Annotated in this window: 12 protein-coding genes and 1 riboswitch; of the genes, 7 read left to right on the top strand and 5 right to left on the bottom strand. The window is 73.2% G+C overall.

The features are described 5' to 3' along the window. Window positions 1-14: 14 nt before the first annotated feature. Entirely contained in the window at window positions 15-1,076 is a 1,062-nt protein-coding gene (locus ACH4FH_RS15615; protein ID WP_398556341.1) for a cobalamin biosynthesis protein, read from the bottom strand. Between the two features lie 129 nt (window positions 1,077-1,205). Continuing rightward, a riboswitch (cobalamin riboswitch) is annotated at window positions 1,206-1,362 on the bottom strand. A gap of 204 nt (window positions 1,363-1,566) precedes the next feature. Here ACH4FH_RS15615 and ACH4FH_RS15620 point away from each other — a divergent pair. Genes ACH4FH_RS15620 through ACH4FH_RS15630 form a run of 3 tightly spaced genes read left to right on the top strand, consistent with a single transcriptional unit; the run spans window position 1,567 to window position 6,073 of the window. Next, window positions 1,567-2,019, top strand: coding sequence for a hypothetical protein (locus ACH4FH_RS15620; protein WP_398556342.1), 453 nt, complete (start codon window positions 1,567-1,569; stop codon window positions 2,017-2,019). A gap of 5 nt (window positions 2,020-2,024) precedes the next feature. Beyond that, window positions 2,025-4,673: a caspase family protein gene (locus ACH4FH_RS15625; RefSeq protein WP_398556343.1), complete on the top strand. Its 2,649-nt coding sequence runs from the start codon at window positions 2,025-2,027 to the stop codon at window positions 4,671-4,673. Next, window positions 4,670-6,073, top strand: coding sequence for an extracellular solute-binding protein (locus ACH4FH_RS15630; protein ID WP_398556344.1), 1,404 nt, complete (start codon window positions 4,670-4,672; stop codon window positions 6,071-6,073). Before ACH4FH_RS15625 ends, ACH4FH_RS15630 begins: the two co-directional genes overlap by 4 nt. A gap of 51 nt (window positions 6,074-6,124) precedes the next feature. Here ACH4FH_RS15630 and ACH4FH_RS15635 read toward each other — a convergent pair whose 3' ends face one another. The 3 genes from ACH4FH_RS15635 to ACH4FH_RS15645 all read right to left on the bottom strand — a co-directional run bounded on the left by ACH4FH_RS15635 (window position 6,125) and on the right by ACH4FH_RS15645 (window position 8,582). Next, complete coding sequence (locus ACH4FH_RS15635) at window positions 6,125-6,361, bottom strand: hypothetical protein (protein WP_398556345.1); 237 nt, start codon at window positions 6,359-6,361, stop codon at window positions 6,125-6,127. Window positions 6,362-6,385: 24 nt separating this feature from the next. Beyond that, entirely contained in the window at window positions 6,386-7,648 is a 1,263-nt protein-coding gene (locus tag ACH4FH_RS15640) for an anion permease (RefSeq protein WP_398556346.1), read from the bottom strand. Window positions 7,649-7,787: 139 nt separating this feature from the next. Beyond that, a complete protein-coding gene (locus tag ACH4FH_RS15645; protein WP_398556422.1) occupies window positions 7,788-8,582 on the bottom strand; it encodes a lysozyme in 795 nt (264 codons plus the stop codon). Between the two features lie 277 nt (window positions 8,583-8,859). Between ACH4FH_RS15645 and ACH4FH_RS15650 the strand changes: the two genes are divergently transcribed. From ACH4FH_RS15650 to ACH4FH_RS15660, 3 genes are all read left to right on the top strand, one after another. Further along, window positions 8,860-9,522: a class II aldolase/adducin family protein gene (locus tag ACH4FH_RS15650; protein WP_398556347.1), complete on the top strand. Its 663-nt coding sequence runs from the start codon at window positions 8,860-8,862 to the stop codon at window positions 9,520-9,522. 95 nt (window positions 9,523-9,617) lie between these two features. Further along, window positions 9,618-10,745, top strand: a complete 1,128-nt coding sequence (locus tag ACH4FH_RS15655; protein ID WP_398556348.1) for an alpha/beta hydrolase — start codon at window positions 9,618-9,620, stop codon at window positions 10,743-10,745. A 255-nt stretch (window positions 10,746-11,000) separates the two neighbouring features. Continuing rightward, window positions 11,001-12,482, top strand: a complete 1,482-nt coding sequence (locus ACH4FH_RS15660; protein WP_398556349.1) for a hypothetical protein — start codon at window positions 11,001-11,003, stop codon at window positions 12,480-12,482. 77 nt (window positions 12,483-12,559) lie between these two features. On the opposite strand, the gene ACH4FH_RS15665 is transcribed toward ACH4FH_RS15660, so the two are convergent. Further along, the gene (locus tag ACH4FH_RS15665) at window positions 12,560-12,973 is read right to left on the bottom strand and encodes a VOC family protein (RefSeq protein ID WP_398556350.1); all 414 of its coding nucleotides are present in this window, start codon (window positions 12,971-12,973) and stop codon (window positions 12,560-12,562) included. A 340-nt stretch (window positions 12,974-13,313) separates the two neighbouring features. Here ACH4FH_RS15665 and ACH4FH_RS15670 point away from each other — a divergent pair, with 340 nt between their 5' ends. Continuing rightward, on the top strand, window positions 13,314-14,912 hold the full coding sequence (locus ACH4FH_RS15670) for an ABC-F family ATP-binding cassette domain-containing protein (protein ID WP_398556351.1): 1,599 nt from the start codon (window positions 13,314-13,316) through the stop codon (window positions 14,910-14,912). The last annotated feature ends 41 nt before the right edge of the window (window positions 14,913-14,953 follow it).

The following is a 14,953-nucleotide window of genomic DNA, read 5'->3' on the forward strand; positions in this document are numbered from 1 at the left end:
TCACCGGGTCCTCCTCATCTGCCGGGGCATCGCTGTGCCGTGAGCCGTGCCCTACCCGCCGCCCGGCCGCGCGCCCGCGCCGCCCGGACCGCGCCCACCGCGAGCCGGCCCGCGACCGTCGTCGCCAGCGCCAGCACGCTCACCCGGCGCGAGAGCCGGACCGCCCGCTCGATGTCGGGCACGCCCACCGGGCGCGCCGCACCGTTGAGCACCGGACGGTGCTCCACCCGCCCGCCGTACGCCAGCGTGCCGCCCAGCCGGACTCCCAGCGCGCCCGCGAACGACGCCTCCACCGGGCCCGCGTTGGGGCTCGGGTGCGCGCCGCCGTCGGCCCGCCAGGCGTTCAGCGCGCCGCGCCGGTCGGGGCCCGCGAGCACCGTGAGGGCGGCGGTCAGCCGGGCCCCGGGCCAGCCGGCCACGTCGTCGAGCCGGGCCGATGCCCAGCCGAACCGACGGTAGCGGGGCGATTTATGACCCACCATCGCGTCCAGGGTGTTCACCGCCCGGAACGCCACCAGGCCGGGCACACCGCCCAGCGCACCCCATACCAGGGCGCCCACCACCGCGTCCGACGTGTTCTCCGCGACCGACTCGACCACCGCGCGCGCCATCTGCGGCTCGTCCAGAGCCTGCGGGTCGCGCCCGCACAGATGCGGCAGACGCTCCCGCGCCAGGTCCGGATCGCCCGCGGTCAGCGCGCCGCCGATGGCCCGCGCCTCCCGGCCCAGCGAGGTGCCGCCCAGCACGGCCCAGACCGTCGCCGCGGTGAGTGCCACGCCCGCGGCGGTACGGGCGCGGACGCCACCGGCGGGAGGAGCTGAGGCGGAAGGAGGCGATGACAGGGGGCCGCGTACGGCGCGCTGCAAGAGCGCGGCGCCGACGGCCGTGCCGCCCGCGCACAGCAGGGCGTGGGCCGCTCCGTTGCCACGGTGGTCGCGCCACAGCCGGCGCTCGACGGCACCCGCGGCCCGGCCGAACGCGGCCACCGGATGGCCGCGCCGGGGATCCGCCGCGATCAGGTCGCCGAGAAAGCCGAGGGCCGCGCCGCACGCGTACGTGGCGTGTTCGGCACGCATCGGATCAGGCCGCCGTCAGTCCTCGAAGGGATGCTGCGGCGTAGCTCAACGGGGATCTCGAACTGCGGCCGGGCATGGCGGTATGTCCTCACTCAGGGTCCGCGCCCTGGCTCGACGTGACGGCGACGAGAGTCTCCTGGCTCCCGGATCGGCGTCTCCCCCGGCCTTCCAGCCCGTACGCACGCGACCTGACGGGTCTGCGCGTGACGGGCCGTGACCTCTCCTGGAGGAACGCTCCCCGGTGACAGTGGCGGGACCGCGCCGGATTCTCACCGGACTTCCTCATCTGTCGCCGAATGGCTCCGGCAGTCCACCACGCCCCACGAATGCCCGTCAACTCACTCTTGACCTGCGACGCAGCCCTGTGGCAGGCACTGTGGCACACACCACAGGGTGCTCCGGGGGTCACGGACGGTTGCCCCCGCACCTGATCCCACGTCACTATCTGGTGGCACGGCGGGCGATGGCGCCGCCGGAAGGGGGTCGGGGGATGCCGGACAAGGCTGACCGTCACGAGATCCGCATCAGGGTCACGGGCACGAACAACGCACATCAGGACATCGAGGATCTCAAGGCGTGGCTGGAGCGTGAGCCGTGGCTGGCGCACCAGCGACACGACTGGACGCTGCGGCCGCGCCCGACCGACGGCGACGGCGCCGCGGACGAACGCGACCTCGGGGACATGGCCATCGGCATCGACGATCTGGTCCTGGTCCTCATCGGCACGGTCGCCGCCGAGGTCACCAAGAGCCTCAGCATCGCCCTGCGGGAGTGGCTGCGGCGCCGCAGGGAGGAACGGGCGGCGGGGGAGCAGCCGGCCGTGGCCGTCGGCGGTGACGGCGGGCTGGCACCGGTCGGTGACCCGGGCCCGCGCGGCACGGCCCCCGAACGCCCCGACCCCGCAAGCCGGTCGACCGAGGGCGGCAGCGCCGGCGAGGACTGAGCCGGATGTCCCTCTACGACGCGCGGGGCAAGATCAACCGGGCGCTGCTGATCTGTGTCAGCGACTACAAGAATTTATCCGCACTCCCCGCAGTGGAGGCGAACGCAGAGGAGCTCAAGCGTGTCCTGATCGACCCGGGCACCGACCTGTTCACCGACGAGGAAGTCGTCATCTGCCGCCCGCAGGAGCCCTGGGAGCTGGAGCAGGCCCTGGACGCCGTCACCGACGAGGCGCGCGGCCTGCTGCTGGTGCACTTCTCCGGCCACGGGTGGGTCGGTCGCGACGGCGGCGACCTGCAGCTCATGGTCGGTATGTCGGACACCCGCCAGCGTCACAAGGCGGTGTCCTGGCAGGACATGGTGCTGTCCTACCTCGACAGCGCACGCGCCGACCGGATCGTGATCCTGCTGGAGTGCTGCTACTCCGGCAACGCCGACGAGACCTTCCACTCCCGTCGCAAACCCATGTCCCTGCTGATGGCCGCGCAGCCCAACCGCCGGATCTTCAGCGGCGACGAACCGGCCGGCGGCTCCCTCTTCACCCGCGCCGTCGTGCAGATCCTCGAACGCGGCATACCCGGCGAGCGCTTCGTCACCTTCGAGGACCTCGTCCGGACACTGCGCGAGCGGCTCGCCCACGAGCGGACACCGATGGGCGACGTCTGGGAGCCCCGCTCGGCCAAGCAGAACACCGTCGACGACGTCATCCTCTCCTTCGCCACCCCCGAGGTCCGGCCCCCTACCCCGCTGCGCATCCGATGGCGCAGGTGGCTGAAGCAGCGTCTCAGCCGCTGGCTGCGGGTCATCGTCGCCCTGGTGGCCGTCCTCGGACTCTCCGCGGCCGGTCTCGTCGCCTTCCAGCTCCTGCGGACGGACCCGGCCTGCCCGCCCGCCCTCGAACTGCGCCTGCTCACCGCCCCCGAATCGGAACCGGCCCTGCGCCAGGCGGCCTTCGCCTACGAGATGTCCGACCTCAACACCCGTCCGCTGCACGGCGAGGACGACGTCCCAGACGGCTGCCGGCGCGCCCAGATCACCGTCTACTCCGCGGCCAAGGATCAGGTCGACCAGGGCTTCGCCGCCGCCGACCGCTGGCAGGGCGCGGCTCACGGAACCGGCAAGGGCAAGCCGTCCACCAAGGGCACCGACCCCCTCAACAGGCCGGGGCCGCAGCCGGACCTGTGGATCCCCGAATCCAGCGCCGACTACGAGGAGGTCCGCCGCGGCATGCCCGCCACCGGTTCGCCCGTGACCCTGCACCACACCGGCCCGGTGGCCTACACCCCGCTCGTCGTCGGCATCCCGGCGAACCAGCGGCTCGACGACGTCGAACAGGTCGGTGCGTCCTGGCAGGACATCCTCACCGGCACCGACAGCGACCACCGCGACCTTCGACTGCTGCGCCCCAGCCCCGTCCTGTCCGGCACCGGCCTGCTGCACACCATCGGCCTCTATCTCGCCAACGACGGCTCTCGGATCGGTCCCGCGGGTGGCCCCGACCCCACCCTCGCCCGCGACGCCGAGCGCCGGCTCTCCGCCCCGGGCAGCCAGTACGCGGGCAGCACCGAGCTGCTGTGCTCCCTGCGGCCCACCGGTCAGGACGGCCGCCCCGGCACCGGCCGTGGAAAGGGGGCGGCACCCCTGGTCTCGGAGAAGTCCCTCGCCGACTTCAACCTCGGCCGCGCCGTCGGCAGCTGTCCCGCCCTGGGGAACGCGCTCGCCCCCGGTGACCGGTACGCCGCCTACTACCCCAAGAACGTCCCGGCGCTCGACCACCCGCTGATCCGGGTGGACTGGCAGGGCGCCGCCGACGCCGCGCCACGCCAGGACGCCGTCGGCCGCTTCGGCGACTGGCTCCGGGACCCCGAGGGCGGCCGGCGCATCCTCAGCAGGCAGGGTTACCGCGCGGTGCCCGGCAAGGACGGCAAGGCGCCGGACCCGGTACCGGACTCGCCGCTGACCGACCACCGCGCGGACGCCGACCTCGACGCGCCGGTCACCCCTTTCACCGCGGGCGGCGATCAGGTGACACGGGTGCTGGACGGCTACGACAAGGCGCAGAAGTCCAGCCGGCTGCTGATTCTCATGGACACCTCCACCTCGATGGCGGAGGGCGGAAAACTCCCGGTCGCCCTCAGCGCGGCCGGCCGCGCCCTGGAGATGGTGGGCACCCACCACACCTACGGGCTGTGGACCTTCCCCGACGGCGCGCACCCCACCGATCCCGGCGCGGTACGCCGGACCGTCCCGCTGGGCACCGCCGACCCCGCCCCGGGCAAGGCCGCCCTGGACCGCATCGCCAAGGGGGAGCTGGTCGAGCACGGAGCGGCCATGCAGGAGGCACTGACCGCCGCCGTACGGGAGATGAAGAAGTCGACCGGCACCAACAACGCGATCGTGCTCATCCTCGACCAGGACGACGGCGCCGCACGGCGGGCGGCGGGCGTGGAGCAGACCCTCAACACACTTCTCAAGAAGGGACCCGAGGTGCCCGTCCTCACCCTCGTCATGGGCAAGGCAGGCTGCGACTCCTTCGTCCTCCAGGGACTTGCCGGTGCCTCCAGGGGCCAGTGCGTGCCGGGCGGTCCGGACGCCCCCGACCTGCTGGCCGGACTGGTCGCCTCCGTCGGCACGGCCGGAAAGGACGGCCGGTGAGGGCCCGGCGCGCCGGGCTGCCCACCGCCCTGGCGTGCCTGACGCTGACGGCGGCGGCCAGTGGCTGTACGTCCGGGCCGCAGCCCACCCCGGAGAAGGGCGCGATCGTCCTCGCCACCGGCAGCGACCTCAGCAGCTCCGGTGTGCGCCAGGACCTCATCCTCGACTGGGAGCGGCGCACCGGCCGCACCGTGCGGATCGTCAAGCTGCCGGACACCGCGGACGGCCAGCGCAGCCAGCTGCTGGCCTCCGGCCAGTCCGGCAACAGCGGCTACGACGTGCTGAACCTCGACGTGGCCTGGACCGCCGAGTTCGCCGAGGCGGGCGTCATCCGGCCCTGGGGCGCGAGCCTCGACGCCGATTTCCTCGACAGCGTGGTCAAGACCGTCGAGCACGCGGGCAAGGTGTGGGGCGTGCCCTTCAACACCGATGCCGGGCTGCTCTACTACCGCAAGGACATCCTCCACGACTACGGCTACGACCGGCCCCCCACCAACTGGGGCGAGCTGAAGAACGTGGCCGCCCAGGTCGCCGACGCCTACAACCGCAAGGCCGCGAAGGACGCGAAGGCCGCCAAGAAGGCGGGGGAGGACGCCGAGGCCGTCCCGGAGATGTACGGCATGGTCGCCCAGTTGCGGCCGTACGAAGGGCTGACGGTCAACACCCTGGAGTCGGCCTGGGCCAACGGCGGCGCTCCGGAGGCGACCAGCTTCACCAAGGGCGAGCAGGTCGGCGCGCTCCAGCAGGGCGTCGCCGACGTCAAGGACCGGCTCGATTCGATCATGCCCCACGAGGCCACGACGATGGACGAGACCGAGAGCCGCCGCTGGTTCGCCGACGGCCGGGCGCTGTTCATGCGTAACTGGCCGGTGGAGTACGCCTCGGTCGCCGAGAAACTTGAGGCGGGCGTCCAGTTCGACGTCGCCGAGCTGCCCGGCCGCCCCACCGACGGCAAGCGGATGTCCGTACTGGGCGGGCAGAACCTCGCGATCTCCGCGACCAGCTCCCACCCGGAAGGCGCCCGCCGGCTGATCGAGGCACTGACCGGTCCGGGCAGTGAGCGCTGCCTCCTGGAGCGGGGATTCGCCGCGACCCGCGACTCGGCCTACCGCGCTCCCGAGAAGGCGCCCGACTGCCCCCTGCCGCCCGGGGACGCCGAGCGCGCGGAACACGGCGCCACCCGGCAGCCGGTGCAGCGCCCCGACCAGGAGCCGCCGTACACCCGGACGCTGTACGCGGCGCTACGGGCCGCCGAGCCGCGCCCGCGCTCCGCCCACTACCAGACCTTCAGCAAGGTCGTGCAGCTGCGGGTCTCCGAATACCTCAACAGCCGCGGCGGCACCGCCATCGCCGATGCCCTGGCCAGAGAAGCGGACGAGGCGCTCAGCGGCCGCGGCTGATGCCGCGGTCCGCCGAACGCCTCGTCCGGTGGAATCCCTCGTCCTGCCGGGTCAGCCGGCGACGATGAGGTAGATGCCGTAGGACACGGCCGCCGCGCACAGTGCGAAGGCGACCACCGCGCCGGCCCGCGCGCCCACACCGGGCGCGGAGGCCACGGCCGCCCCGCCCTCCTGGCGCGGCTTGCGGGACGTACCGACGATGCCGACGGTGAACAGGCCCACGATCCCGACCGTCACCACGAGGCTGACGCCGAAGACCTGGCCGAGAGCTGCCCATTCGATGTTCATTGCGTGTTCCTTAGGTGAGGGCCGCTAGCGGCTGGCTGCGGTCGCGGCCGCGGCACGGTGGGCGGCGGTCGGGACCGCGGCGGTGCCGTGCTCACGTTCCTCGGCGAGGGGGGCCGGCGTGCTCGCCGGGGGAGGGGAGACGCTCTGCAGCGCCGCCGTCACCACGCCCACCGGCTCCGCGGCGGGTGCCTCGTTGACGTTGGTGTGGTCGACCGGCTTGCGCCGGGAGGCGACCCAGATCGCGCCGCAGACGGTGAGTCCGAGGACCGCGACCGTCGCCACGCCCCAGTCACCCTGCACGGCCAGGAAGGCGGCGCCCGCCGCGACCAGACCGGCGGCGGGCAGCGTCAGGCCCCAGGCCAGCACCATCCGGCCGGCGGTGGACCAGCGCACCACGCCGCCCTTGCGGCCCAGGCCCGAGCCCATCACGGAGCCGGAGCAGACCTGGGTGGTGGAGAGCGCGAAGCCGAGGTGGGAGGAGGCCAGGATGGTGGCCGCGGCGCCGGTCTGGGCGGCGAAGCCCTGCGGCGGCTGGATGTCGGTGATGCCCTTGCCCATCGTGCGGATGATCCGCCAGCCGCCCAGGTAGGTGCCGAGCGCGATGGCGACACCGGCCGAGGCGATGACCCACAGCGGCGGGTCGGCGTGCGGGGCGACCACACCACCGGTGATCAGCGCGAGGGTGATCACGCCCATCGTCTTCTGCGCGTCGTTGGTGCCGTGGGCGAGCGAGACCAGGGCGGCCGAGGCGATCTGGCCGGCGCGGTAGCCCTTGGCGGTGTCCGCCTCGTCGCGGTTGCGGGCCAGCCGGTAGGTGAGCCGGGTCGCGGCCGTCGCGGCGAGACCGGCGACGACCGGGGCGGCCACGGCCGGGATGAGGACCTTCATCACGACGGCGTCGGCGTGCACTCCGCTGGTGCCGACGGACACCAGGGTCGCGCCGATCAGGCCGCCGAACAGGGCGTGGGAGGAGCTGGAGGGGAGCCCGGCGAGCCAGGTCAGGAGGTTCCAGACGATCGCGCCGACCAGGCCGGCGAAGATCACTTCAGGTCTGATGCCGGCACCTTCGTCGATGATGCCGCCGGAGATGGTCTTGGCGACCTCCACCGACAGGAATGCTCCGACGAGGTTGAGCACCGCCGACATCGCCACCGCGGTCTTGGGCTTCAGTGCCCCGGTGGAAATGGTGGTGGCCATCGCGTTGGCCGTGTCGTGGAAGCCGTTCGTAAAGTCGAACACCAAGGCCGTGACGATCACGATCCCGATGAGAAGCGTGATGTGTTCCATTCACCCAGGCAATCAGCTCGATGGTCAGTGACGCTCGGAAACGTACGGAGGGCGGGTGAACGGAAAGTGAACTGGGGCGGGCCGAGTGATGACACCACCGCAGGGTTCACGGGGAGGTACCCCAGGCGTCACTTCCGCATCACCCTCTGGCGAACTTCTTGAGCTGCCCCAGTGTGCCGTTCCAGCGGTCCTGATCCCCCGGAAGCGGCCCCGTGTCGGCGTACTGCCAGAGGGTGGGGATCGACCAGCCGGCGGGCAGCGGGCCGGGCACGTCGTGCCAGTTCGCCAGCCACAGCGGGTGGGTCCTGAAGGAGCGGCTGCTGCCCGTGCAGTCGTTCCACCAGCGGGTCGTCGTGTAGATCACCGGCCGGCGGCCGGTCTCGCGCCGGACCTCCTTGCTGAAGGAGCGGATCCAGCGCACCATCGCGCCCTTGCTCAGCCCGTAGCAGGGTTGCCTGGAGTTGTAAGGGTTGTGCTCGATGTCCAGGGCGGGCGGCAGCGTCCAGCCGTCCGACTTCCAGCGGCCGCCGTTGCGCAGGAAGTAGCGCGCCTGCCGCGCGCCGCCCGACGCGCTCGGCACCGCGAAGTGGTAGGCGCCGCGCAGCAGACCGGCCTCCCGCGCGCCGTCGTACTGCTCGCGGAAGGCCGGGCTGCGGTAGCCGTGCGACTCGGTGGCCTTGACGTACACGAACCGTGCGCCCTCCTCCCGGGCTTCTGCCCAGTCGACGTTCTTCTGGTGCGAGGAGACGTCATGTCCGCGCGGCGGGCCGTCCGCGGTGGCGGGCGTCGCGGGTCCGACGAGCGCCACGCCCGCCAGTGCGACCACGGGCAGCGTCGCGGCCAGCAGCCGGCGCGGACGGCCGGAGGGCCGAGGGGCCCGGGAGCGGGCGGGGTGGCGGGGACGGGGGCGGGGGAGCCGCGAGTGGCGGTGCACGGACCGCGGCAGGGCGTCGGCGGGAATGCGGTGGGAAGCGCGCTCACTGGCCAATGGATCCCCTTGGTCGGCGACGTCTGGAGACCTTCCCGACAGTAGTTGGCCGCTTACCCGGAGTGGCGGATTTAACGGATAATCATTTTGGGAGTGTCGTTATCCTTCGTTATCTGCCGATACCGGATGCCGGGAAGCCGGTCCCACGCCCTGCCCCGAGGCGGCCTGCCCGTACGGTGGCGCGCGCCGCATCCGCTTTCGCCGCCACCGCGCCGGAGGACCCGTGAAGGATCAGCCCGACTCCGCTCCCCGCCTGGCCGCCGCCTGGCAGGAACTGGTCGCCACCGCACGGCGCACCGTCACCGACGGCCTGGTCGTCGGGACCTCGGGCAATGTCTCGGTCCGCGTCGGCGACCTCGTCCTGGTCACCCCCAGCGGCGTCCCCTACGACCGGCTCGGCCCGGACGACCTCACCGCGGTCGACCCGGACGGCCGTCAGGTGGCTGGCGACCTGCGGCCCACCAGCGAACTCCCCATGCACCTGGCGGTCTACCGCACCACCGCGGCCACCGCCGTCGTCCACACCCACGCCCCGCACGCCACCGCCGTCTCCACACTGGTCCCCGAACTCCCGCCGATCCACTACATGGCCGCGGCGCTCGGCGGCCCCGTCCGGGTCGCCCCCTACGCCCTGTACGGCAGCGACGAACTGGCCCGGCACATGCTGGACGCGCTGCGCGACAGGACCGGCTGCCTGCTGCGGAACCACGGCACCATGGTCCACGGCGACAGCCTCGGCCAGGCACTGGACCGCACCGCCCAGCTGGAATGGATGTGCCGGGTCTGGCTCCTCGCCCGCTCCGTTCCCGGCCACACCCCCGGCCTGCTGTCGGCCGGTCAGCTCGACGAGGCCGGCGCGCGGCTGAGCGGCTACGGCCAGGAGTAGGCCCGGCAGCGCTGCACCACGCCGGGGCCCGGCATCCGTCACCCGCCCGCTCCCGCCCACTGGCCCCGCCGCCCTCCCCTCCGCACACTGGGATGGTGCGCCTGGGTACTGCGGCGGCTGTCGCCGCCACCACCGTGATCGGTGCCGGGGCGGCCGCGGTGGCGGTCGGCCGGTACGCCAGCGATGTTGCCCTCAAACCGTCCCCGGACCACCCCCTGCCGGGCGACCCCCGTCTCACGGTCCACTCCGCCACGGACCAGCTGATCACCCTCACCCGCACCCTCGCCTCCCTGCGGCCCGGAACCTACGGGCTCGCCGGCGCGGGCTGCCACGCGGTGGTGGGCCCCGTCGTCCGCGGCGTCCCGCACCCCGCCGACACCGTCGTACGCCGACTGGAGCGGGTCACCCACGGAATCCTGGCACCGGGCGCCCGGATGCTGCTGACCCCGCAGGTGCACATCGGCAACCCCCGCGACGCCCTCGGGATCGACTACGCCGACGTCGACATCCCCGGCGAACTCGGCGCGCTGCCCGCATGGTTCGTCCCCGGCGTCCGCGACACCTGGGTCATCACCGCCCACGGCCTCGGCACCACACGCGAGCACCCCATGGTCGCCATGCCGTTCCTGTGGCGCCATCAGATCCCGGTCCTCGACCTCGCCTACCGCAACGACGTGGGCGCCCCGCGCACCACCGACGGCATCAGCCATCTCGGCGACTCCGAATGGCGGGACCTGGACGCCGCGATCCGCTACGCCATCCGCTACGGCGCCCGCGACGTGGTTCTCTACGGCTGGTCCACCGGCGCCACCATGGCCCTGCGCGCCGCCGTCAACTCCGCGCTGCGCGACCGGATCAGCGGCCTGGTACTGGACTCCCCGGTCCTCGACCGGCAGGCCGCGGTGCGCGCGCTGGCCGCCGGCCGACGGGTCCCGCGCGCCCTGCTGCCGCTGGTCGTGCGCGCGGCGGAAGGCGCCACGGGACTGCCTCTGGACCGCCCGGCCGACGCCGTGGATCCCGCCGCGCTGACCGTCCCGGCCCTCCTCTTCCACGGACCGGACGACACCGTCGCGCCCTGGGCCGCCTCCCGCTCCTTCGCCGCCCGCCGCGAGGACCTGATCACCCTTCAACCGGTCCCGCACGCGCCGCATGCCGCGATGTGGAACGCCGACCCGGACAGCTACGACGAGGCCCTGCGCCGCTTCCTGACCCCGCTGATGTAGCCACCGGGAGGGACGGGGGAAGCCGGGGAGCGTCCGAGCACCCGGCAGCGCCGCAGGCACAGGCCACCGGGCCCACGGCTAAGAGGGGCCCGCCCCGGCCGGCCCGCCCGGTGGAGCCCCTGACCGGGTGACGTCCGGACGTACAGGGGGACAACTCCCCACATCCGGGATGGGTCGCCGAGGTGGCGCCGCGTGCGCGGAGCGCTACCCGGGTTCCGATTGGGCTTTCGGGCCGTCAGCGGCAAGACTGCTCCTGTGACGTCCCGTACTCCGCGCGACTCCCGGCTCCGACTCGTCCCCCGCCAACCGATTGCGGCCGCCCGCCGGGCGGTGAGCACCCGGGCCGCCCGCCCGGCGCCGCGCCCTCCCGAGGGCACCCCGCCGCCGGCGGAGCTGGCCCGGCAGGCCCGCGCCGTCCTGGCGGGCGCGGCCCGCCTCGCCCGCTGGGCGGACGGCGCCGGCGGCACCGGCGCGGGACTGCGGGCCGGGCCGGACGGAGCGCTGCCCGCGCCCGACGTGGAGCGCGCCGCCGAGGCCCTGCGGCTCACCGCGCGGCAGGTCCGCGCAGACTGGGACCGTGCCCGGCTCGCCGGCCTCATCGAGCTGCACGGCGGCGTGGCCCGCCCCGGCTGGCGGCTGCGCGCCTGGGACCGCGACGACACGGCCGCCCTGCGCGGCTGGGTCGCGCTCTTCGACGCCTGGTCGCTGGCCCGCCCCGCGCCGGCCGGCGCCGGCCCCGCGATCGTCGCCGAAGTCGTAGAAGCCGTACCGCAGTTGCTGTCGCTGCTGCATCTGTCGGCCGGCCCGGTACGGCTGCCGGTCCTGCTGGACATGCTCGACCAGCGCGTCGCCGAGCTGCGCACGGAGCGCTGTGAGGTCCCCTACGGACAGGACAAGGCCCCGGGCCGGGCGACGCAGACGCCCGTACCGGGCCCGCGCACGGGCGCCGGCGCGGAGGCCGGGGCAGCGGTGGTCGAGGCCGCCGGTGCCTCGCTCGCCGAGTTGCTGGACTGGGCGCTGGACTCGCTGACCACCGTCGGGGCGCTGTTCCCGCAGGACGGTGCCCCCGGCGAGCACCGTGACCGCGACGAGGCGCAGCTGACGCCGCTCGGGAACTGGTCGGTGTGGGTCAAGCTGGAGCAGATCTGCGTCGCCGCGCAGAGCCCGGCCGGCCATATCGAGCAGTCCGCGGAGGCGATGCTGCGCGGCTGCGCCCGGCTGACCCCCGGCCCCGCCAGGACCGAATACCGGGCGTGGCTCGCTGCCCGCTCCGTCGGTGCCGCGGTCGAGGAACTGCTGACCGTCGCCCGCGGCGAGGACGCGCTGCTGCGCGGCCTGGCCTTCGAGGCGCTGCGGGCCGTCGGCGCACCCGCGGAGTCCGCCGTGCGCGCCGCGGCCGATGAGCCGGCGCTGCGGCCGTACGCCCTGCTGTGGCTGGTCGAGCACGAGGGCGGGGACCCGGAGACCGCACCGGACGTGCTCACCCGGGAGGAGTCGACCTGGCTCTGGGTGGACACCGCCGCGGCCGTCGCCGACCACGGGGAGACCCAGTTGTTGGTCCGTCACCTCGACTCGGCGGTGCAGGGCTCGGTGCCTCGGCTGCTGGACGAGGTGCGTGCGGTCGGGCACCCGCGCACCGTGCAGGTGCTGGTCGCGCTCGCCGCCGCACACCCGGACCCGGCGCTCGCCAAGGCCGTACGCCGCGCGGCGTTCCAGGTCCACACGGGCGGTGTCTGAGCCTGCGCGGCGGCACATCGGTGTGCCCTCGCGGGCACACCGCCGCCCGGCGGGCTCGCCCCGTCCTGGTGGCTCCCTCAGGCCGAGGCGCCGGGGACGTACGTCCCGAAGCTCCAGATGTTGCCCTCGCCGTCCCGGGCCATGTAGTCGCGAGAGCCGTAGTCCTGGTCCTTGGGCGGCATCAGGATCTCCGCCCCGGCCGCCTCGGCCCGTGCGAAGTGCGCGTCGGTGTCCTGGACGACGACGTAGACGCCGGTGGGGCCGGCATCGCCCATCGCCGTGTCGAAGACGCCGCCGTGGCCCTTGGACCCCAGCATCACCTTGCCGTTGCCGTACGACAGCTCGGCGTGCAGCACCGCACCGCCCTCGCCCTCGTACACCGCGTCCTGGGTGAAGCCGAAGGCGTCGGTCAGCAGCCGGATCGCCGCCCGGGCGTCGCGGTAGAGCACGGTCGGGTAGATCGTCGGTGGCCCGGTGGGGGCTGCGGTCATGGTCGTTCACCATCCCTGCGGTAGGGCCGCGGAACTTTTTCCGAGACCTGCGTCACAGTCTTCCAGCCGGGTCCGACACCGCACCCCAGGACCGCGCCGGCCCTGCCGCGACCACCGCCGCGTGACCTGCGGAGGGCGTTCCGCCGCCCGGTCCTCTCCGTACGCCCCACGGCGCGACCGCGCCCCACGGGGCGGCTCCTGCCGCTGCCGGCCGGGAAAATGCCTTGCGCAGCACCGTTAGACTGCCCGTATGGCAGTTCTCCTTTGGGTTCATTAGACGGCGCAGACCGCTCTCGGACCGTCCGTCCAATCCGCCGTCTTCCTGCCCTGGAGTTTTTCCGTGATCACCGCTTCCGGCCTTGAGCTGCGCGCCGGCGCCCGAATGCTCATCGAGTCCGCCTCCTTCCGTATCGCCAAGGGCGACCGCATCGGCCTGGTCGGCCGCAACGGCGCCGGCAAGACCACCCTCACCAAGGTGCTGGCGGGCGAGGGCGTCCCCGCCGCCGGCTCGGTCACCCGCTCCGGCGACGTCGGCTATCTGCCGCAGGACCCGCGCACCGGCGACCTGGACGTGCTCGCCCGCGACCGCATCCTCTCCGCCCGCGATCTGGACTCCGTGCTCCGCAAGATGCGGGAGAACGAGGACCGGATGGCCAACGGCAAGGGCGCCACCCGCGACAAGGCGATGAAGAAGTACGAGCGCCTGGAGACCGAGTTCCTGACCAAGGGCGGTTACGCGGCCGAGGCGGAGGCCGCGACCATCGCCGCCAGCCTCGGACTGCCCGACCGCATTCTCGGCCAGCCGCTGCACACGCTCTCCGGCGGTCAGCGGCGCCGTGTCGAGCTGGCCCGGATCCTCTTCTCGGACTCCGACACCCTCCTCCTCGACGAGCCGACCAACCACCTCGACGCCGACTCCGTCGTCTGGCTGCGGGACTACCTCAAGACCTATCGCGGCGGCTTCATCGTCATCTCCCACGACGTCGACCTGGTCGAGACCGTTGTCAACAAGGTGTTCTACCTCGACGCCAACCGCTCGAACATCGACATCTACAACATGGGCTGGAAGCTCTACCAGCAGCAGCGCGAGGCCGACGAGAAGCGCCGCAAGCGTGAGCGGCAGAACGCCGAGAAGAAGGCCGCGGCCCTCAACTCCCAGGCCGACAAGATGCGGGCCAAGGCGACCAAGACCGTCGCCGCGCAGAACATGGCCAAGCGCGCCGACCGGCTGCTCGCCGGTCTGGACGCGGTGCGGGCCTCCGACAAGGTCGCCAAGCTGCGCTTCCCGGACCCGGCACCGTGCGGCAAGACGCCGCTGACCGCCGAGGGCCTGTCGAAGTCGTACGGCTCCCTGGAGATCTTCACCGACGTCGACCTCGCCATCGACAAGGGCTCCCGGGTCGTCATCCTCGGCCTCAACGGCGCGGGCAAGACCACCCTGCTGCGGCTGCTGGCCGGCGTCGAGACCCCGGACACCGGCGAGGTCCGACCCGGCCACGGCCTCAAGCTCGGCTATTACGCCCAGGAGCACGAGACGCTGGACCCGGACCGCACGGTCCTGGAGAACATGCGCTCGGCCGCCCCGGACATGGACCTGGTCGCCATCCGCAAGACGCTGGGCTCCTTCCTCTTCTCCGGCGACGACGTCGACAAGCCCGCCGGAGTGCTCTCCGGTGGCGAGAAGACCCGTCTGGCCCTGGCCACGCTGGTCGTCTCCTCCGCCAACGTCCTGCTTCTCGACGAGCCGACGAACAACCTCGACCCGGCCAGCCGCGAGGAGATTCTCGGCGCGCTGCACACCTTCACGGGCGCCGTGGTCCTGGTGTCGCACGACGAGGGCGCGGTGGACGCGCTGGAGCCGGAGCGCATCATTCTGCTGCCCGACGGCGTCGAGGACCTGTGGGGCCAGGACTACGCGGATCTGGTCGCGCTGGCCTGATCAAGGTCGTCTGGATCATTCGGCCGACGGGTGATCCATCA

This window comes from Streptomyces sp. NPDC017993 (assembly GCF_044328065.1).
Classification (GTDB): Bacteria; Actinomycetota; Actinomycetes; order Streptomycetales; family Streptomycetaceae; genus Streptomyces.

Bases quoted from the DNA above. Each gene is read 5' to 3' on its own strand.
- ACH4FH_RS15615 (WP_398556341.1), bottom strand. From the start codon at position 1,076: ATGCGTGCCGAACACGCCACGTACGCGTGCGGCGCGGCCCTCGGCTTT.
- ACH4FH_RS15620 (WP_398556342.1), top strand. From the start codon at position 1,567: ATGCCGGACAAGGCTGACCGTCACGAGATCCGCATCAGGGTCACGGGC.
- ACH4FH_RS15625 (WP_398556343.1), top strand. From the start codon at position 2,025: ATGTCCCTCTACGACGCGCGGGGCAAGATCAACCGGGCGCTGCTGATC.
- ACH4FH_RS15635 (WP_398556345.1), bottom strand. From the start codon at position 6,361: ATGAACATCGAATGGGCAGCTCTCGGCCAGGTCTTCGGCGTCAGCCTC.
- ACH4FH_RS15640 (WP_398556346.1), bottom strand. From the start codon at position 7,648: ATGGAACACATCACGCTTCTCATCGGGATCGTGATCGTCACGGCCTTG.
- ACH4FH_RS15665 (WP_398556350.1), bottom strand. From the start codon at position 12,973: ATGACCGCAGCCCCCACCGGGCCACCGACGATCTACCCGACCGTGCTC.